Source organism: Virgibacillus sediminis, from assembly GCF_042643265.1.
In the GTDB taxonomy this organism is placed as follows: domain Bacteria; phylum Bacillota; class Bacilli; order Bacillales; family Amphibacillaceae; genus Virgibacillus_O; species Virgibacillus_O sediminis.
Window position 1 is genome coordinate 94,235 of the sequence record NZ_JBHRRZ010000006.1, and the last position, 18,200, is coordinate 112,434.

An 18,200-nucleotide genomic window follows, 5' to 3' on the forward strand; every position below is an offset into this window, starting at 1 on the left:
ATAGAGATCAAAACTTCCTACATAATTTTCGCCCGATTGTGTTATCGCTGCATTTTTTGTATAATAAATGCTCATGTGAAATCGAGGAGGAAGAGGAGAAAGATGGAGAGAGTGAAGTCAGGGCGGAACAGGAAATTTGAGTTTCCGCATGTATTTGTTATTCTATTCAGCCTAGTGGTTATAGTAGCTATTGCTACATATTTTATTCCTGCGGGAGAATATGAGCGGGAAATGAGTGAAACAGGAACGGAGACGGTAGTGGATGGTACCTATTCCACCATAGAGAAGACGCCGGTCGGTTTCTTTGATATTTTCCAGTCCATCCATGCTGGAATGGTCAACTCAGCGGAAATCATCTTCTTCATTTTTATCGTAGGAGGGGCATTTGGTATTTTAAACGCTACCCATGCGTTGACAGGGGCATTTGGTTCATTGTCCAAAAAGCTTGCAGGAAGGGAAATGCTGATTATACCCATTACTATGAGCGCCTTTGCACTTGGTGGGGCCACTTTCGGTATGGCTGAAGAATCGATTCCCTTTATCATGATCATGGTGCCGGTTGCCATAATGATAGGATTTGACTCGATGGTCGGTCTTGCCATGGTGCTTGTCGGTGTCTATGCTGGATTTATTGCTGCTTTTATGAATCCATTTACAGTGGGGGTCGCACAGGGGATATCCGGGCTGGCGACATTCTCAGGGATGGGTGTACGGGCTGTGTTTTTTGTCATTTTCCTTGCTGCAAGTATTGCTTATGTCATGATTTATGCAAGGAAGATCAAGAAAGATCCGTCCAAAAGTTTGGTATATGAGGAAGACAAGCAAAGAGAAACAGAGGTGAATTTAGAGGAACAGCCGGAAATGACCAAACGGCAGGGATTGATTGTCGGGGTGCTCATTCTAACCGTCATCGGGCTTGCCCTCGGGGTTACGCTCCAAGGATGGTATATGCAGGAGATTGCCGGTTTATTTTTATTGATGGGAATAATTGTTGGGTTCATTGCAAGGATGCGGGTAAATGAGATGGCCCAGTCTTTCCTTAAAGGCTGTGAAGAGCTGGTAGTAGGAGCGCTCGTTGTCGGATTCGCCTATGGCATTTTAGTTGTCCTCCAAGATACTAATACAATTGACACCTTGCTTTACAGTATATCATCCATGGTATCTGGTTTGCCTTCTAGTCTGGCTGCGCTCGGCATGCTGTTCACACAGAGTCTGCTGAATTTCGTTGTGCCATCCGGCAGCGGCCAGGCAGCGTTAAGTATGCCGATCATGGCTCCGCTAGGTGATTTATTAGGAGTTGAACGGCAGACAGCAGTATTGGCTTACCAGTTCGGTGATGGAATTTCAAATATACTCACGCCCACTGCCGGGGTTCTGATGGCTTCTTTGGCTGTCGCTAAGATCTCTTGGGTGAAATGGGTGAAGTGGGCCTGGCCGCTGCTCGTTATATGGTACATACTAGCTGCAATCTTTGTCACAGTTGCACATTTGTTTATTTGGTAGGAGGGAAGAGAAATGCTTGAAAATATTTATAATAGGCTAGAGGAAATATTCCCAGAAATCGTGGAACTCCGCAGGGATTTCCACATGTATCCAGAACTCTCCCATGAGGAAGAAAAAACACCCGAAAAAATAGCCGAATATTTGAAGGGTCTGGGCATAGATGTTCAGACAGGTGTAGGCGGGCGGGGAGTCATAGGTATCCTCAAAGGTGGTAAGCCTGGAAGGACCATCGCTCTGCGTGCCGATTTTGATGGACTTCCTATCGAGGAGGAGAACGATATAGATTATAAATCCCGAGTTCCAGGGGTCATGCACGCATGCGGCCATGATGTCCATACGGCTTCCCTGCTTAGTGTGGCGAAGGTGCTGAGTGAGGTACGGGAGGAAGTGCCGGGAACGGTAGTCTTCGTTCATCAGTTTGCTGAGGAAGCCACGCCAGGTGGTGCCCAAAGCATGATAGAAGACGGCTGCTTGGATGGAGTCGATGTTATCTATGGTGCACATGTTATGTCTACGGAAGTTTTCGGCACCTGTACAGTAAGGGAAGGTTACTTTTCTTCTGCTCAGGATGACTTTTACATTAAAATATATGGTAAAGGTGGCCATGGCTCCGAACCTCATAATACGGTGGATCCGTTGGTGACGGGAAGCCAGCTGGTCGTGAATCTGCAGCAGATTGTCAGCAGAAGAGTTAACCCTCAAAGTGCTGCAGCTGTGACCGTCGGTTCATTTCACAGCGGAAAAGCCACCAATGTCATCCCTGATACTGCTGTTATTAAAGGAACCGTACGTACATATGACCAGGAAGCAATGGAAATCATTGAACAATCTATGAGGCAGATTGTCAAAAGCACCTGTGAAGCAGCTGGTGCAGAAGTGGATTTTGACTATGTGAAGGACTGCCCATCCATATGGAACGATCCAGAAGAAACGGAAAAGGTCCGGAAGAATGCTGTGACTGTATTTGGGAAAGATGCAGTCCACACGGAGGAGCCAATGCATGGCAGTGAAGATTTTGCTTTTTATCAGCAGGTGGTGCCGGGAGTCTACTTTACGGTAGGCGGAGGAAACCCAGAGATTGATGCTGTTTACCCACATCATCACCCTAAGTTCAAAGTAGATGAGCGGGCGATGCTCCATATTGGCAAGATGTTCGCTCAACTGGTATTTTCTGACAACTAGGAGATGCTTCCGGTGCAAAAACACCAGCTGTCCCGATAGAGGGCGGCTGGTGTTTTTTTATGGAAACTTACTAGAATTGGAAATCAACTTCTGATTCTTCTTGTTGTTCCACGCCTTTCATGTATTTAATCCTGCGTTGGGCTGATGCATTGCTTACTTGTTCGTCGGCATGGTAAGAAGAGCGTACCAATGGCCCGGCTTCACAATGCTTGAATCCTTTCTCTAGAGCGATCTTCTTTAATTCTTCAAACTCATCTGGATGATAGTAGCGTTCTACTTTAAGATGTTTCTTGGTTGGCTGAAGGTATTGGCCAATGGTCATAATATCGACATTATGTGCCCGCAGATCGTCCATTGCTTCAATGATCTCTTCCTTGGTTTCTCCAAGGCCTACCATGATGCTTGATTTCGTCGGTGTATTCGGTGCTATTTCCTTAACCCGTTCAAGAAGCTGGAGCGACCGGTCGTACATAGCGATGGCTCTCACTTTCTTAGTAAGGCGGCGGACAGTCTCAATATTGTGATTGAAAATATCCGGCCCACTATCCATCAGCGTGTGAAGGCTCTCATAGTCGCCCTTCATATCAGAAGGAAGTATTTCAATGGTGGCTGCAGGATTTTGCTTGCGTATTTGCCGGACGGTTTCGGCAAATACCGCGGCGCCTCCATCTTTCAAATCATCCCTTGCCACTGCAGTCACCACAACATGCTTAAGTCCCATCACTTTGACAGAATCAGCGACCCGCTGTGGCTCTCCCCAGTCAAGTTCATTCGGAAGGCCTGTTTTAACCGCACAAAAACGGCAGCCTCGTGTGCAGGTATCCCCTAAAATCATAAAGGTCGCTGTTTTCCGCTCGCTCCAGCATTCATGGAGGTTGGGACACCGTGCTTCTTCACATACTGTGTTCAGTTTCTTGTCGCGCATCAGATGCTTGAGCTTTCTGTAAGATTCGTTGGTATTGATCTTTGTCTTCAGCCAATCGGGTTTACGTATGTACTCTGCTTGCTTCGCCATTATCGACACGCTCCTTCGATGTTTGATAATTCCATGTTTCCGATGAGTATTTTGTCTCCGCCAGCTGATATACTTCGTTCCATTGTGCATCCGACAGGGCCATCGGGTGCAGATTAATGTCGAGCCCATCTTCAAACCCTTTTTTGAATGCCTCCGTCATATCCTTATAGGACAGCTCTTTTCCTGTCAGTTGTGCAATATCCGCTGCTTTTTCAGCAAAGGATTCTCTTTTCCTCACGCGGTGTTTTTCGGATGAGAAACGGAATAGGTCAAATAGCATTTCGGTATCCATGCTTATTGGGATGGAACCATGCTGGAGCACTACGCCATTTTTCCTTGTCTGGGCATTTCCGGAGATTTTCCTTCCGTCTACAACCATCTCGTAGAACGCCGGTTTTTCGAAACAAATGGAGGTTCTCTCTCTTTCCCGCTTTCTTTCAGGAAGGGCATAGTCTGCATCAATTCCAATGTTTCTATAACCTGATAGGACACCCTTGGACAGGATATGATATGCTTCCTGAACAGAGGCGGGTATGGAAGGGTCCTGCTCATTGATCACCAGGCTGTAGGTGAGCTCATTGTCATGCAGGACAGCACTACCGCCTGTCAGCCTCCGGACTAACTCACAGTCGTGCCGCTTCAGAGCTTCCATGTTGATGGATTTCAGCTTTTGAAACCGCCCGATGGAGAGGGTTGGTTTTGACCAGCCATAGAATCGTAGAGTCGGAGGTATCATACCTTTGCTGTGCCAGTTCAACAACGATTCATCCAAAGCCATATTTGTCGCGGCATCATGGAAACCGCTGTCCAGAATAGCCCATTCTTTCTCCAAATTGTTACCTCCTGTTCCGTCACCAAACGGAGACAGCGGCTGAACCCGCAGCCTCAAAAAAAGAGACTGCACTCACGGAGAATGCAGTCTGACAATATATGAAGTGATATGCATATATATCAACTGCACTTTCCCACGCTAGCATTACCTAAATCGGGTGCAAGGGTCAGGGCGAATGCCCCTCTCAGCCGTACCTCTGGCTCCCCTAGTGCTTAAATTTTTTAATTATTCCATATCTATGCTACCTTATATTTCCTTAATTGTAAATCTTGGCGAAAGTCCGATAAAACGAATCATACTTTTACGTTAGTTTGTGTACTATCTTGAATTAGTTGCCTAATTGCTTCTGTATCCCCTTGATGGAGAAGGTCCACAATCTTGCTGCCGACAATCACACCATCTCCAGACTTGCTGAGTTCTATCGCCTGGTTGGCGTTGGATACGCCGAAGCCGGCAAGTACAGGGACATTGCTGTGACTTTTGAGCATTTCCAAGAATCCTTGCACCTTCTCGTTATGCGAGGTTCTCGCCCCTGTAGTTCCAATGACGGAAACAGCATAGAGGAATCCCTCTGATCTTCTGGCGAGCTCAGCGAGTCTTTCATCGGGACTTGTCATTGCTGCAAGTTGGATGAATGCAATATCATTCTCCTTTAAATAACCACTGACAATATACTGCTCTTCCAATGGGAGGTCGGGAATGATTACGCCGTCTACACCTGCTTGTTTGCAGGCCAATGCAAAGCGTTCTGGTCCATAGATAAGTATGGGATTGAAATAGGTCATCAGTATAACGGGTATGTTTCGCTCTTTACGGAAAGAAGCGAGTTCATCCAGCACCATGGAAAGGGATGTGCCCTTTTCAAGAGCGCGGATCCCAGCTTCCTGAATGGTCGGTCCGTCTGCCACTGGGTCGGAAAATGGTATGCCCAGCTCCACAGCAGAAGCTCCGCTTTCCTCAAGAAAGGAGATGCGTTCTTCCAAATTTTCCAGGCCGCCATCCCCAGCCATAATATAGGGTACAAATAGATTTTGCCCCGATTCCTTTCTTTGGTTCAATGTATTTTCCAATTTTGCTTTCCCCATTATTGTTCCTCCTCGATTTTCTCTTTTACTTGGTCTACATCTTTGTCTCCTCGACCGGACAGACAGATCACCAAGGATTCGCCTCTCTCCATCTGCTGTGCCAGTTTGACTGCATATGCTACAGCATGTGCACTTTCCAATGCTGGAATAATCCCCTCGGTTTTTGAGAGATATTGGAATGCCTCCAGTGCCTCTTCATCGGTAATGGAGGTGTAGGCCACCCTTTCTGTTTTATACAGATGGCTGTGTTCAGGCCCCACTCCAGGATAGTCAAGCCCAGCAGAGATGGAGAAGGCTTCTTCGATCTGTCCGTTGCTGTCCTGCAGCAGGTGGGTCATTGTACCATGCAGGATTCCTACTCTTCCTCCGGAGAGAGTGGCCGCATGCTGGTTCGTTTCCAGCCCTGCGCCACCTGCTTCCACTCCATAAAGCTTGACGTCGGTATCTTCGATGAATGGGTGAAACATCCCCATAGCATTACTTCCGCCGCCTACACATGCAACCACTGCATCTGGCAGTTTTCCTGTCTGATCCATGATCTGCCTTTTTGTCTCTTTTCCGATAACAGACTGCAAATCGCGTACAATTTGCGGGAATGGATGGGGACCTACAACCGAGCCTATGATGTAATGCGTGTCTTCTACGTGGCTCACCCAGTATCTGAGTGCTTCGTTCACTGCATCTTTCAATGTTCCGCTGCCTTGAGAGACACCACGCACCTCCGCGCCCAACAACTCCATACGAAATACATTAAGCTTCTGCCGGCGTATATCCTCGTCTCCCATGAACACTACACACTCTAGGCCAAGCAGTGCGCACACTGTGGCGGTGGCCACTCCATGCTGGCCTGCGCCTGTTTCTGCAACTACCTTGTTTTTGCCCATCCGCTTCGTTAATAATGCCTGGCCGATCGTGTTATTGATTTTATGGGCACCTGTATGGTTTAAATCCTCTCTCTTGAGATAAATGTCCGCTCCCCCTAATTTTTCAGATATATTGGCTGCATGATAAAGGGGGGTTTCACGGCCGATATATTGTCTTAGATAGTAATTAAGCTCTTCCACAAATTCGGGGTCGTTCATTGCTTCCTTATATGCTTCTTCCAATTCGATAACCGCAGGCATCAGCAGCTCCGGTACAAACCTCCCGCCGAAATCTCCGTATCTTCCTGATTGGTCAGGCATGGTATATGTGGTCATTGGCCTCATCCTTTCTTATCTGTTTTGCATTCTTGATGAATTTCCGTATCTTGGTTGGATCCTTTTCTCCATTCGTCTCCACTCCACTGGAGACATCCACTGCAGCTGGATTGACCATTTTAATAGCTTGCTGAATATTTTCCGGGGTAAGCCCGCCGGCCAAAATGGTCTTTTTTCTGCTGACTGGCAATTTCTCTGTCAAAGCCCAATTAAATGTCGTTCCATTCCCGCCACGGTTGTTTCCTTTTGGACTATCTATCAAATAGTAATCACATGAGTATCCTGTGATTCTATTAATTTCCTCTTCTTTAAAAGGGAAGGCTTTAATAACCTTATAGGGAAGTTCCGCTGCTTTCTGTTCCGGTTCGTCACCATGGAGTTGGATGTAATCCAGGCCAACCTGACTGGCAATTTGCAGAATGTTCTCGGTGCTTTCATTGACGAATACTCCTACTGTTTTCACCTGGGAAGGGAGTGAATGAGCAATCAGTGCTGCATCTTCAGGAGTGATCCGCCGTTTACTGGGTGCAAAAACAAATCCAATGAAGTCAGCCCCAGCCTGTACTGCGGAGTGGGCTGCAGCAACTGTTTTTATTCCGCAAATTTTAACTTTCATCCTACCTCACCTCTTCTTCCTTGACGGCTAGCTGCAATTCACGGAAGGTATCCACAAGATTATCCGACCTCATCAATGTTTCGCCGACAAGAATGGCCCGGGCTCCTGATTCCTTCGCTCGATATACATCTTCGCCGGTGCGGATGCCGCTTTCGGATACCAGGACAGTGCTTGGATTGGAAACCATGGCAGCCAGCTTTTCTGTCGTTTTTATATCCACTTCAAAAGTATTGAGGTTACGGTTATTGATTCCGATGATTTCCGGTTCTAATAGGAGCACCCGGTGCATTTCTTCCTCATTATGGACTTCACATAATACTTCCAAATCCAGTTCGCATGCATATTGGTAGAGCTGCTGCAGCTGTTCATCCGTAAGGGCGGCCGCAATTAACAGAATAATATTAGCCCCTGCTTCTTTCGCCTGGTCAATCTGTACCGAGTCGATGATAAAGTCTTTGCAAAGAATAGGGAGGTCTACGGCTTCCCTGACTGCTCTTAAATCATCCATGGATCCATTAAAGAAGGAACGGTCAGTCAGTACGGAGATAGCGGATGCGCCCGCTGCTTCATACTGTTTCGCCTGTTCAACAGGATCCACATCCATACGTATCTCTCCCTTGGAAGGGGAAGCACGTTTAATTTCCGAAATAATGTTCATGTTATTGCTGTTCTCCACTGTTTGTTGAAAGCTGGAAATTGCTTTGGGATGAGTTTTGTTGAACTCCCTTTTTTTGAGTTCAACTACTTCCTTTTCTTTTTCTAAAATGATTTTCTTCAGGATTGACAATTAGGACACCTCGCTTGGAATTTTACTGCTGTATTCTACTAGGCGATTCAGCCTTTCCAGGGCTGCGCCTGAATCAATGCTTTCTCTGGCTAATTCGACCCCTCCGCGGATGGTCTCTGCCTCTCCGCTGGTAAATAGAGCCAAACCAGCATTTAAGAGTACTGTGTCATAGTAAGAACCTTTTTGGCCGTGCAGGACATTTCTTAGAATCTCTGCATTCTCTTTTGGGTTGCCGCCACGGATCTCATCGATGGTATAGGATGGGAGGCCCACATCTTCCGGGTAGAGGGAGATGGCTTTCTTCTCTCCGTTTTCCAGGATGATCAAATGGTTTTCGCCGGCGAGGGAGGCTTCATCCATATTACCTGCCCCATTTACGACTACTCCGCGCCTTCTTCCAAGTTGATGCATTGCCTCGGCAAGAAGCGGAAGAAGTTCTTTCCGGTAGACCCCTATAAGTTGTGTATCCAAGTTTACCGGATTAGTCAGTGGCCCGATAGCATTGAATATGGTAGGTATGCCGAGGTTCTTACGTACTTGGGTAAAAGGCTTCAACGCGGCATGGACATGCGGTGCAAATAGAAATGCTATTTTATTTTTCTGCAGCATTTCTTCTACATTCTCCTTAGAAAAGGATAGGGATACACCGAGGTGTTCCAGCACATCAGCACTGCCGGTCTTGCTTGAAATACTTCGGTTGCCATGCTTAGCAATTGTCACTCCGGCACCGGCAATCACAAAAGCGGAAGTAGTACTGATATTGAAACTGTATGATTGGTCACCGCCTGTACCGCAGTTGTCCATGGCATGCATAACCGGTCCAGTATGGAAGGAAGAACGGGAGCGGATGACTTCTACGATGCCGGTAATTTCTTCCGCAGTTTCTCCCTTAGCCTGCAGAGCCGTCAGGAAGGAGGCTATTTCTGCTTCCGTTACAGAATCAGTGAAACAGTAATTTGTTGCATCCTTCATTTCCTTGAGACTTAAGTTCTCCTGTTTAATCAGCTTATTAAGATATTGTTTCATTCAATTCGCTCTCCTCTCTGATTTCCTTCAAAAAGTTTCGAATGATATTCTTGCCTGTTGTGGTTCCAATTGATTCAGGATGAAACTGCACTCCGTATAAAGGGTGGTTTTTGTGTTTGATCCCCATGATTTCGTGGTCATCGTCCGACCTCGATTCAATATCCAGGCAAATGGAGGCAGGCAGGCTATCTACTACGTACGAATGGTAGCGCATTACTTCCAAAGGATTTGGCAGGTCTTGATACAGTCCCACGCCATTGTGAGTTATGAGGGAAGTTTTGCCATGCATAATAACCTTTGCCGGCCTTAATGAACCTCCCAGAGCTTGGGCGATACACTGCTGACCAAGACATACACCAAGGATAGGAATATCGCGGTGGAAACGCTGTATGGCTTCCAGACAGATTCCTGATTCATCCGGGAGGCCGGGGCCTGGTGAGATGATAATGGCCTCAGGCTTCATTTTGTCTATTTCTTCTACAGTAATCTCATCGTTTCTTTTTACGATTACATCCACTAATTCTTCTGATACATATTGATAAAGGTTGTAGGTGAAAGAGTCATAGTTATCCAGTAATAAAATCAATTTTGTTCACCTCCATGAGTGATTTCGCTTTCTGCATGGTTTCCCTGTATTCGTTCTCCGGCAAGGAATCATAGACAATACCGGCACCAGTCTGGAGATATGCATAAGATCCTTGGATGACTAGTGAACGTATGGCTAGAGCGATATTTACATCCTGGTTGAAGTTGATGAATCCGATCCCCCCGGCATAAACACCTCGCTTTTTTTCCTCCAGGTCATTAATGATCTGCATTGCCCGTATTTTAGGTGCACCGGAAACAGTACCGGCAGGCAGGCAAGATGCAAGTGCATCGAGAGGGGAAAAGCCTTCTTTCAATCTCCCTTTCACTTCTGAAACAATATGCATGACATGCTCATATTTTTCTATTTTCATATAGGTTGGTATGGTGATGCTGCCGGTTTCACAAACACGGCCAAGGTCATTCCGGCTTAAGTCCACCAACATGCGGTGTTCCGCGATCTCCTTCTCATCTGAGAGCAGGTCTTTCTCTAAAGCGGCATCCTCTTCCGGCGTTTTTCCTCTTGCACGGGTGCCTGCTATCGGGTTGGTTATTATGTCCCTTCCTGTTGTCTGTACTAGACTTTCAGGGGAAGCCCCCAGTACTAGGTAATCTTCAAAGTCAATATAGAACATGTATGGAGAGGGGTTAGCCTTCCTCAGTTTTCGATAAAAGGAAAAGGGGTCACCCTCGAATTCAGCCTTCATTTTTTGGGACAGCACCACTTGGAATATATCCCCGCGTTGTACATGTTTCTTCGCTGTTTCGACTTTTTTATGGAATTCCTCCGCTGTGGTTTCCGGCTGAAATTCTATATGTTTTACCGGGTTTTCTTCCACGTCTGTCGGGGAAGCCAGCATATCCTTCAGGTTCTCCAGCCGGTCGACCAATTCCGATTCGGTATCATTGTTCGGATTCATGACGATCAGGTAGATATTTTCTTTAGCATGATCGTATACAATGGTATCCTGGTAGACCATAAAGTGGATATCTGGCATCTCCAGTTCGTCAGGCAAACTCTCGCCGATATATTCATATTGCCTGATGGCATCATATCCGATATAGCCGATTGCTCCTCCATAGAAAGGAAGAGGAAGGTCAATATTTATGGTTGGCAGGTTTTCCTGTATATAAAGGAGGGCTTCCTGCTCAAATGTTCCGGATGTACCATCCACATGAGAGGTATCGGTTGTTTTGTTCCCGTAACCGATGATTTCCCTGTAAGGATTGGCTCCGATAAATGAGTATTTTCCTTTTTCTTTATGGGGAAAAGTGCTTTCCAGAAGGAATTTTTTTCTTCCGGTAATCCTCTTGAATATTTCGATGGGAGTCAGGGTATCAGCGTTCATCTTGATCAATTTGTAGGTAGACTGTTCGGTTTCCTTCATCGGGTTCATCCTTTCTTAAATAAACTAAAACGCCCTCTGCGGGCACAATCGTAATGTGCCTGCAGAGGGCGTTGGACCGCGGTGCCACCTCTATTGAAAAGACCTTGCCTTTTCATCTTACCGGATACTGGGCATGATCCAATATCCTATCCCGGTAACGGGGGAAACCGTGTTCTTCTAATGACCCCGGACAGCCATGGGCGTTCAAAGAACCTCTCCTAAGTCCATTCAGCATGTCAGGCGTGCCGGGATTCCACCCACTCCAGCTCTCTATGACGCCTTGCAAATGCTTACTAATCTTATTCACCGATTTATATTTATTGTTGTTATGTTATGGATACGATCAAACTCGGGGACCGGGCAATTTCGCCTTTTTTATACAAAAAGGCCCCACATCCAAGAAAGGACGAGGGACCGTGGTACCACCTTTATTAGCTGAAAACAGCTCACTTTGGGATAGGAAGCCATACTGCTTCTTATCTGTCCCGGGTAACGGTAGGACTAAATCGCCAAAGCCTACTGCATATCGGTTCGGTTTGGGAGCTCGGAAGTCCATTCATCTACTGAAACACACTGGTTTGCACCGGCCACCAGCTCTCTTTGGTGATTCACATAGATTACTACTCTTCGTCATCGCTGAACTCATTTACTTATTACAGATAATATTAGAATACTTAGAAATAGATGTCAAGAGTTTATTAGAAAATTTTGGTTTTTATTTTCCGATCTATCTTCCTATACTCTTTCATTTCCCGGGAAATATCGACAAAAACCTGACGGTCGATTCATGATTAATGATAATGGCAGAAAGGGAATAATATTGAAGAGGTGATTTCATGCTTACAGAGGGATTCTTACGCATTATATTGATGGTTATTGTATTGACAGCGATCATAGTTATTCTTGTAAGATTTCGGGCCACAAAATCGGATGAAGAATCTCGTGATTCCCTGAATGTACTCAAAGAAAAACTGGATAAAGGGGAAATCAGCAGGGAGGAGTATGAGGATGCAAAGCGGAGAAGAGGCAAATAATCGCTGGAAAATGAACCACTCCCAATTTGGGGTGGTTCATTTCTGATGCTGCAGCCTCTCATATAGATGATGGCGGAATAATTATTTACTTATTTTACTTCTAAGTACAGGCCGTTTTATGCTATTTTAAGTATAGGTTTTTTGCTTGGAAGGGTGACTGCTTACGTAAAAATCTGCAGCAATTGTGCAGTCAGCCGATTATGAGAAGGAAGGTGTCATGATGACTAAGACGAAGGTGGGTATCATTTTTGGCGGAAAATCTGCTGAGCATGAGGTTTCCCTGCAATCTGCAAAGAATATTGTAGAGGCAATGGATAGACATAAATATGACATTGTACTGATTGGTATAGATAAAGAGGGGAAATGGCATGTGAATGATCCATCCTCCTATCTGATCAATGCCGACGATCCTAAACAGATTAAATTGAACAGGTCCAATGAAAATGTAGCAATTGTTCCCGGTGCCACGAGAAACCAGTTCATTCACCAATCTACCTATGATCAGTTGGATCAGCTGGATGTCGTGTTTCCAATTGTACACGGAACGCTAGGAGAAGATGGAAGCCTGCAGGGCATGCTTCGGCTTGCAAATCTCCCATTCGTCGGTCCAAGTGTTATTGGGTCGTCTGTATGTATGGACAAAGATGTGGCTAAAAGGCTGCTAAAAGAAGCGGGGATTAATGTAGCAAAAGGCCTTTCATTTACCAGGGCTAAGAAACATAAGATCGATTATGCCGAGGCTGTGGAATATCTTGGCACACCTATGTTTATTAAACCTGCCAACCAAGGTTCCTCTGTAGGAGTAAGCAAAGTGTCAACGAAAGGGGAATTTGATAAGGCGATAGAAGATGCTTTCCTATACGACCGGAAGCTGATTATTGAGGAGAATCTTAATGGGCGGGAAATTGAATGTTCCGTCCTTGGAAATGATGAGCCAAAGGCGTCTAAGTTGGGAGAAATCCTGCCTCAGACAGATTTTTACTCTTATGAGTCTAAATATATTGATGAAAAAGGTGCAGAACTGGCCATTCCGGCAGACCTTTCCGATGAAGATACTAAAAGGATGCAGAGGGTTGCTGTTGAGGCGTTCGAAGCGTTGCAATGTGAGGGAATGGCACGTGTGGACTTCTTCCTGACAGAAGATGGAGAAATCTATGTAAATGAAGTGAATACATTACCAGGGTTTACGAAGATCAGCATGTATCCAAAGTTATGGGAAATAAGCGGATTGCCTTATAAAGATTTAATCAATCGTTTGATTGAATTGGCTCTGGAGCGGTATCAACAAGAAAGAAATCTTAAAAGCACAGTGTAGGAATAAGGAAAGACACCAAGCCTTCAGAGTTTGGTGTCTTTTTCAATGCTAGTAAACTATTTCATTTATTTTAGCCTGATGTTTATCCTTGAAAACGGGTGAATTTATCGTCTACACTAATTCTCTCTTTTGCCGGCGGCTGTTCATCAAAGTAGCCCATATGGATGAAACCTACAATTTTTTCATGGTCGCCGACTCCCAGAATCTTCTTCACTTCAGGGTCAGCAATATGAGGATTTGTTTTCCAGCAGATGCCAAGCTGCTTCTCCCAGGCGAGCAGCCAGAAGTTCTGGATCATTGCTGCTGTTGCCGCATAATTTTCTTCCCATTGTTTAGGGATGTCAGGCTCTTCCATCACGACTACGAGGATAGCATTCGGCTCATTCAGATAATCTTCCCGGTTTTGCTGTCTTTCTTCAGGATAAGTGGCAGCAATCTTTTTCGCGAAATTAGGAAGTTCCTCTTCTCCTACAAAAATAAACCTCCATGGCTCTCGCATCCCATGGTTAGGTGCCCAGATGGCATCGTCCAATAAGCTGCGGACCACTTCCTCTGTAACTTTTTTGTCTGTATATCCTTTTTTTACCGCCCGGCGTTCGCGGATCAATTTGGCTAATTCGGTGCTATTTGCTGTATCCATTATTTTTCCAGCCCCTTTGCTGCATATCTATAAAAGATCTTTATTTTCAGTTAAAATTTTAGCTGATATTATCAAGAAAAGCAACAAGGAGCGGCTGCCGCTATGAAGGGAAGGCAGAGATGCGGAGAGCTCTCTGCCCAGCTGCTGTTTACTCCTTGATAAATTACAAAAGAATAGTAATAATAGATATATGTTTTGAAGGATATCTTGTGAAGTTTTTCACTACTGGGAGAAGGGGGAAGGAGAAACGATGAAGAACTTTTTGGCTCGAAAAGGAGTCAGCCTATCTATTAGAGAATACACAATAACCGCATTAAGCTACATGGCTTTAGGACTTTTCTCCTCACTAATTATCGGACTGATCATCAAAACAATAGGTGAGCAAGTTGGTATGCTGTCTTATATGGTGGAGATGGGTGAATTCGCCATGGATACAAAAATCATGGGAGGAGCTATTGGGGTTGCTATCGCCTATGGCTTAAAGGCTCCGCCGCTGGTTTTGTTTTCCGCATTGTTCGCTGGGGCTTTCGGTGCGGAACTGGGTGGCCCTGCAGGTAGTTATGTTTCTGCACTATTTGCCACTGAAATTGGAAAAATAGTATACAAGACCACAAGGGTGGATATTATCATTACCCCTTTAGTAACCATTTTTGCTGGTTTTACTGCGGGAACCATAGTCGGACCCCCTATAAATTCATTTATGGTAGGATTCGGTGATCTTATAAACTGGTCTACAGAGCAGCAGCCGGTTCTAATGGGCATTTTGGTCGCTGTTTTGATGGGGCTTGCCTTAACTGCTCCTATCTCTGCCGCAGCGATTGCCATCATGCTCTCTTTGGAAGGAATGGCGGCTGGAGCTGCTACCATCGGCTGTGCTGCACAGATGGTTGGTTTTGCTGTATCCAGTTATAGAGATAATGGGTTTGGAGGTCTGGTTGCCCAGGGAGTAGGAACATCCATGCTTCAAGTGGCGAACATTATTAGAAAGCCATTGATTCTCCTTCCTCCGACCATTGCTGGGGCTGTTCTTGCCCCTATAGGAACTGCCTGGCTGGGCATGGTCAGCAATGCGGAAGGAGCTGGAATGGGGACAAGCGGATTTGTAGGCCAGATCATGACATTCGAATCCATGGGTTTCACCATGGAAGTATTTTGGAGTGTTCTGCTACTGCATATCGTCGGACCAGCTATTATCAGTCTGGTTATCTCAGAAGGTTTTCGAAAAGCCGGTTGGATCCAACCTGGAGATATGAGGATAACTTATGAATAAAGTGTGACTGAGGTCACTTTCCTGCTCGAACTCTATATGTATAATCAGGGTATCCCATGAGGGCGAAAATAGATCATAGGATATATTTACTTACCTTTAAAAGAGGAGTAAAATCTTTGAAAAGATTCAAAAATGGAAAGGAGCTTGGTATGAAGCGTATCTTTTTCATCAGTGATATACATGGGAATTACTGCCTTTTTAAGAAGTTGATTGATTATGTGGAGTTCGATGCGGAAAAAGATGAGCTAGTGATCGGCGGGGATATGATCAATGGAGGTCCAAGAAGTGCAGAGATGCTTCAGTGGGCAAAAGAAAACAGCCGAAAGTATCCCGATAGTGTTCATGTGATAGCGGGAAACCATGAAGAAATGATGATTTGGTTCATGAACGAGCTTTCTCCGATATGGATGGAATTCGGGGGAGAAGAGACAATCAAGAGCTTCAAAAAGGTGTATGGTGATGAAAACGGCTGGGATATCGCAGAGGACTATGCTTCCTGGCTGGAGACTCTCCCTCTGCTCCATGAGGACGAGCATGCTATATATACCCACGCGGGGATAGAACCAACAGCAGACAGGGAGAGTCAGCCGAGGGAGATTCTATGGCTGAACACAAAAGAATTGCTGGAGATGGATATGCAGGAGCTCAGGAGCTGGACGGAAGAAAGACCGATCTATCGCGGCCATAACCCTCAAACGACAGTTAGAAGGGAAGGCATGTTCGTCCATTGTGATCTAGCCATAGAGCTTTATCCGGAAAAAGAAGGAGCTTTGGCTTTAGTAGATGTGCTGGGCTCCCGTTATTTTTCCTGTACAAGTGAAGGGGAGGTTTCCAGCCATATAATTGAGGGTATGGAGAATGTATCTTTTTCTTCTAAATGAGGGAGATTGGGACATAGTAAAACATTTAACTCTATAGGCGAACAATAATCTAAATTAGCGGAGGAAATATACGTAGACTCCTGCGGGAGGAAAGGCATAGGTGAGACCCCGCAGTGCGTAGCACAAGGAGGCTCACCAGCCGCCCGCGGAAAGCGAAGTATATTCCGAAGCGATTTATATCCACTAATCAAACTTTCTAGTTCGTTCGGATTAATCATTGGATGAAACACTTTTGTCCCAGCCTCTTTTTCTGAAGATAATTGAAGAGGAGGGGAAGCATGGATAACTCAATAGTGGAAAAAGCATTATATCAGGCTGGCGACCAGTCACGATTAGTTAGTACAGTGCAAATACATGGAGGATCCATTAACAAAAGCTTCTATGTTGAAACGGAGAAGAACCAATATTTTATAAAGTATCATCCCGATCCACCGGAAAATTTCTTTCATACGGAGGCACATGGACTTGAATCAATACGGAGAACGGACTCCGTGCAAGTGCCGGAAGTATTTACATATTCTGATACTCCGGGTGAAGCTTTTTTAGTTATGGAATGGATAGAGGGGAAGGCTTTTCAAGAGACAGATGCATTGTTGGGGGAAGGGATAGCTAAAATGCACCGGGCCCATGCAGGTAAACATGGCTTTTCGGAGGATACCTATATTGGTCTCCTTCCCCAGAAGAACGGCCTGTATGAAAGATGGATTGATTATTATAGGGAAAGCAGGCTTACCGCTCAATGGAAGCTGGGTATACAAAAGGGCAGAATTGACGGGAAGAGAAGGGAAAGGATGGAGACACTGCTGGCGGGATTGGATAAGTGGATACCGTCTGGGATAAAGGCTTCCTGTCTGCATGGAGATTTATGGGGAGGAAATTGGATCATCGGATCGGATGGAGTGCCGTTCGTCATTGATCCTTCTGTTTTATATGGGGACAGGCATTTCGACTTGGCTTTTACTGAAGTGTTTGGCGGTTTTAGCTCACAGTTCTATGAGGCATATAATGAATGTTACCCCATCGAAGATTATTATCAGGAGGTAAAGCCGTTGTATCAGCTGTACTATCTGCTTGTCCATTTGAACCTTTTTGGAGAATCCTATGGAAGCAGTGTAGATGCAGTGCTCAGGAGGTATACAGGAAAATAAACAGCCCCTAAGTGCGGAACATCACAATTTTTACGTAGAGAATGGTGTATGATGATGCTGGATACACAACGGGGAGGACTGCATCATGGGCTTTTATGAAATATTGGTATTTGTTCACGTATTCTCTGCGATTATTGGGATGGGTCCGGGTTTTGTTATGATATTCGTAGTAAAGCATGCGTCAACTATGACGGAGCTGAAGCATGCCTATTTTATCCGTGGGAAGCTGCATGTTTTTACGCTGGTCGGGGGGACTTTGCTTTTAATAACAGGCTTATGGATGGGGTTTTTGAATACCTATTTATTTGCTCAAGGATGGTATTGGCTTAGCCTAATTCTATTCATGATCGCTCTGGCCTGCGGACCACTGCTGTTGTCACCACGCTCCAAGCCTATGAAAGATTTTCTTAAACGGTGTAAAGGCGAAGAAATTCCGAAAGAATACTATTTACTGTCTGGAAGGCTTTTCGCTGCTGAAAGACTGGAAAACAGCATTTTTCTAGTGATCATTGGTTTAATGATTTTAAAGCCTTTTTAAGTAAAAAGAGCGTATCAGTCTGATACGCTCTCAGCTTGTAGAGAAACCCCGTGTTTTTCTACAAGCTTTTTTTCTTGCCTCCAGGAGCACGAACCATTCCCTTTCCGCGGACGAACGCCCGAGCCTCCTCGTGAAAACCCACACTGCGGGGTCTCG

At 45.4% G+C, this 18,200-nt stretch carries 18 protein-coding genes, 1 riboswitch and 2 other annotated features; of the genes, 8 read left to right on the forward strand and 10 right to left on the reverse strand.

Annotated elements, in window-relative coordinates; translation table 11 throughout:
- The first annotated feature begins 102 nt into the window (after positions 1-102).
- Together ACFODW_RS03890 and ACFODW_RS03895 are read left to right on the forward strand one after the other, a co-directional pair.
- A complete protein-coding gene (locus tag ACFODW_RS03890; protein ID WP_390303268.1) occupies positions 103-1,503 on the forward strand; it encodes a YfcC family protein in 1,401 nt (466 codons plus the stop codon).
- A gap of 12 nt (positions 1,504-1,515) precedes the next feature.
- Positions 1,516-2,685: a M20 metallopeptidase family protein gene (locus tag ACFODW_RS03895; protein WP_390303271.1), complete on the forward strand. Its 1,170-nt coding sequence runs from the start codon at positions 1,516-1,518 to the stop codon at positions 2,683-2,685.
- Positions 2,686-2,755: 70 nt separating this feature from the next.
- On the opposite strand, the gene lipA is transcribed toward ACFODW_RS03895, so the two are convergent.
- From lipA to trpE, 9 genes are all read right to left on the reverse strand, one after another.
- A complete protein-coding gene (gene lipA, locus ACFODW_RS03900) occupies positions 2,756-3,700 on the reverse strand; it encodes a lipoyl synthase (protein ID WP_390303274.1) in 945 nt (314 codons plus the stop codon).
- Positions 3,672-4,532: a lipoate--protein ligase family protein gene (locus tag ACFODW_RS03905; protein WP_390303277.1), complete on the reverse strand. Its 861-nt coding sequence runs from the start codon at positions 4,530-4,532 to the stop codon at positions 3,672-3,674. Before ACFODW_RS03905 ends, lipA begins: the two co-directional genes overlap by 29 nt.
- A 113-nt stretch (positions 4,533-4,645) precedes the next feature.
- Positions 4,646-4,749: riboswitch (TPP riboswitch) on the reverse strand.
- A gap of 76 nt (positions 4,750-4,825) precedes the next feature.
- Positions 4,826-5,617 carry a tryptophan synthase subunit alpha gene (gene trpA / locus ACFODW_RS03910; protein ID WP_390303280.1) on the reverse strand — a complete coding sequence of 264 codons (792 nt, stop codon included), beginning with the start codon at positions 5,615-5,617 and terminating at the stop codon, positions 4,826-4,828.
- The gene (gene trpB, locus ACFODW_RS03915; protein ID WP_390303283.1) at positions 5,617-6,816 is read right to left on the reverse strand and encodes a tryptophan synthase subunit beta; all 1,200 of its coding nucleotides are present in this window, start codon (positions 6,814-6,816) and stop codon (positions 5,617-5,619) included. The genes trpA and trpB overlap by 1 nt, the downstream gene beginning before the upstream one ends.
- Positions 6,794-7,432, reverse strand: a complete 639-nt coding sequence (locus tag ACFODW_RS03920) for a phosphoribosylanthranilate isomerase (protein WP_390303286.1) — start codon at positions 7,430-7,432, stop codon at positions 6,794-6,796. Before ACFODW_RS03920 ends, trpB begins: the two co-directional genes overlap by 23 nt.
- A 1-nt stretch (position 7,433) precedes the next feature.
- The gene (trpC, locus tag ACFODW_RS03925; RefSeq protein ID WP_390303288.1) at positions 7,434-8,219 is read right to left on the reverse strand and encodes an indole-3-glycerol phosphate synthase TrpC; all 786 of its coding nucleotides are present in this window, start codon (positions 8,217-8,219) and stop codon (positions 7,434-7,436) included.
- The gene (trpD, locus tag ACFODW_RS03930; RefSeq protein ID WP_390303291.1) at positions 8,220-9,245 is read right to left on the reverse strand and encodes an anthranilate phosphoribosyltransferase; all 1,026 of its coding nucleotides are present in this window, start codon (positions 9,243-9,245) and stop codon (positions 8,220-8,222) included. It lies immediately after the preceding gene.
- Entirely contained in the window at positions 9,229-9,831 is a 603-nt protein-coding gene (locus tag ACFODW_RS03935) for an anthranilate synthase component II (RefSeq protein ID WP_390303294.1), read from the reverse strand. The genes trpD and ACFODW_RS03935 overlap by 17 nt, the downstream gene beginning before the upstream one ends.
- Complete coding sequence (trpE, locus tag ACFODW_RS03940; RefSeq protein WP_390303297.1) at positions 9,812-11,218, reverse strand: anthranilate synthase component I; 1,407 nt, start codon at positions 11,216-11,218, stop codon at positions 9,812-9,814. The genes ACFODW_RS03935 and trpE overlap by 20 nt, the downstream gene beginning before the upstream one ends.
- Before the next feature lie 61 nt (positions 11,219-11,279).
- Positions 11,280-11,534 (reverse strand) — a binding site (T-box leader).
- Between the two features lie 83 nt (positions 11,535-11,617).
- Positions 11,618-11,861: a binding site (T-box leader), on the reverse strand.
- Between the two features lie 193 nt (positions 11,862-12,054).
- On the opposite strand from trpE, the gene ACFODW_RS03945 reads away from it, so the two are divergent.
- The gene (locus ACFODW_RS03945; protein ID WP_390303300.1) at positions 12,055-12,252 is read left to right on the forward strand and encodes an SHOCT domain-containing protein; all 198 of its coding nucleotides are present in this window, start codon (positions 12,055-12,057) and stop codon (positions 12,250-12,252) included.
- A 220-nt stretch (positions 12,253-12,472) separates the two neighbouring features.
- Entirely contained in the window at positions 12,473-13,567 is a 1,095-nt protein-coding gene (ddlA, locus tag ACFODW_RS03950) for a D-alanine--D-alanine ligase (protein ID WP_390303303.1), read from the forward strand.
- Positions 13,568-13,649: 82 nt separating this feature from the next.
- Here ddlA and ACFODW_RS03955 read toward each other — a convergent pair whose 3' ends face one another.
- The gene (locus tag ACFODW_RS03955; RefSeq protein WP_390303306.1) at positions 13,650-14,207 is read right to left on the reverse strand and encodes a nitroreductase family protein; all 558 of its coding nucleotides are present in this window, start codon (positions 14,205-14,207) and stop codon (positions 13,650-13,652) included.
- A gap of 250 nt (positions 14,208-14,457) precedes the next feature.
- Between ACFODW_RS03955 and ACFODW_RS03960 the strand changes: the two genes are divergently transcribed.
- The 4 genes from ACFODW_RS03960 (at position 14,458) to ACFODW_RS03975 (ending at position 18,044) form a co-directional block, all read left to right on the forward strand.
- Positions 14,458-15,477, forward strand: a complete 1,020-nt coding sequence (locus ACFODW_RS03960; protein WP_390303308.1) for a PTS transporter subunit IIC — start codon at positions 14,458-14,460, stop codon at positions 15,475-15,477.
- 116 nt (positions 15,478-15,593) lie between these two features.
- Positions 15,594-16,358: a metallophosphoesterase gene (locus tag ACFODW_RS03965; protein ID WP_390303311.1), complete on the forward strand. Its 765-nt coding sequence runs from the start codon at positions 15,594-15,596 to the stop codon at positions 16,356-16,358.
- Positions 16,359-16,636: 278 nt separating this feature from the next.
- Complete coding sequence (locus tag ACFODW_RS03970) at positions 16,637-17,506, forward strand: fructosamine kinase family protein (RefSeq protein WP_390303314.1); 870 nt, start codon at positions 16,637-16,639, stop codon at positions 17,504-17,506.
- 85 nt (positions 17,507-17,591) lie between these two features.
- On the forward strand, positions 17,592-18,044 hold the full coding sequence (locus ACFODW_RS03975) for a DUF2269 family protein (RefSeq protein WP_390303318.1): 453 nt from the start codon (positions 17,592-17,594) through the stop codon (positions 18,042-18,044).
- Positions 18,045-18,200 lie beyond the last annotated feature (156 nt).

What these genes read in the sequence shown, in the direction of transcription:
- trpD (WP_390303291.1), bottom strand. Translation starts at nt 9,245, where the DNA reads ATGAAACAATATCTTAATAAGCTGATTAAACAGGAGAACTTAAGTCTC.
- trpA (WP_390303280.1), bottom strand. Translation starts at nt 5,617, where the DNA reads ATGGGGAAAGCAAAATTGGAAAATACATTGAACCAAAGAAAGGAATCG.
- lipA (WP_390303274.1), bottom strand. Translation starts at nt 3,700, where the DNA reads ATGGCGAAGCAAGCAGAGTACATACGTAAACCCGATTGGCTGAAGACA.
- ACFODW_RS03955 (WP_390303306.1), bottom strand. Translation starts at nt 14,207, where the DNA reads ATGGATACAGCAAATAGCACCGAATTAGCCAAATTGATCCGCGAACGC.
- ACFODW_RS03945 (WP_390303300.1), top strand. Translation starts at nt 12,055, where the DNA reads ATGCTTACAGAGGGATTCTTACGCATTATATTGATGGTTATTGTATTG.
- ACFODW_RS03895 (WP_390303271.1), top strand. Translation starts at nt 1,516, where the DNA reads ATGCTTGAAAATATTTATAATAGGCTAGAGGAAATATTCCCAGAAATC.
- ddlA (WP_390303303.1), top strand. Translation starts at nt 12,473, where the DNA reads ATGACTAAGACGAAGGTGGGTATCATTTTTGGCGGAAAATCTGCTGAG.
- ACFODW_RS03960 (WP_390303308.1), top strand. Translation starts at nt 14,458, where the DNA reads ATGAAGAACTTTTTGGCTCGAAAAGGAGTCAGCCTATCTATTAGAGAA.
- ACFODW_RS03890 (WP_390303268.1), top strand. Translation starts at nt 103, where the DNA reads ATGGAGAGAGTGAAGTCAGGGCGGAACAGGAAATTTGAGTTTCCGCAT.
- ACFODW_RS03975 (WP_390303318.1), top strand. Translation starts at nt 17,592, where the DNA reads ATGGGCTTTTATGAAATATTGGTATTTGTTCACGTATTCTCTGCGATT.
- trpB (WP_390303283.1), bottom strand. Translation starts at nt 6,816, where the DNA reads ATGACCACATATACCATGCCTGACCAATCAGGAAGATACGGAGATTTC.
- ACFODW_RS03970 (WP_390303314.1), top strand. Translation starts at nt 16,637, where the DNA reads ATGGATAACTCAATAGTGGAAAAAGCATTATATCAGGCTGGCGACCAG.
- trpE (WP_390303297.1), bottom strand. Translation starts at nt 11,218, where the DNA reads ATGAAGGAAACCGAACAGTCTACCTACAAATTGATCAAGATGAACGCT.
- ACFODW_RS03920 (WP_390303286.1), bottom strand. Translation starts at nt 7,432, where the DNA reads ATGAAAGTTAAAATTTGCGGAATAAAAACAGTTGCTGCAGCCCACTCC.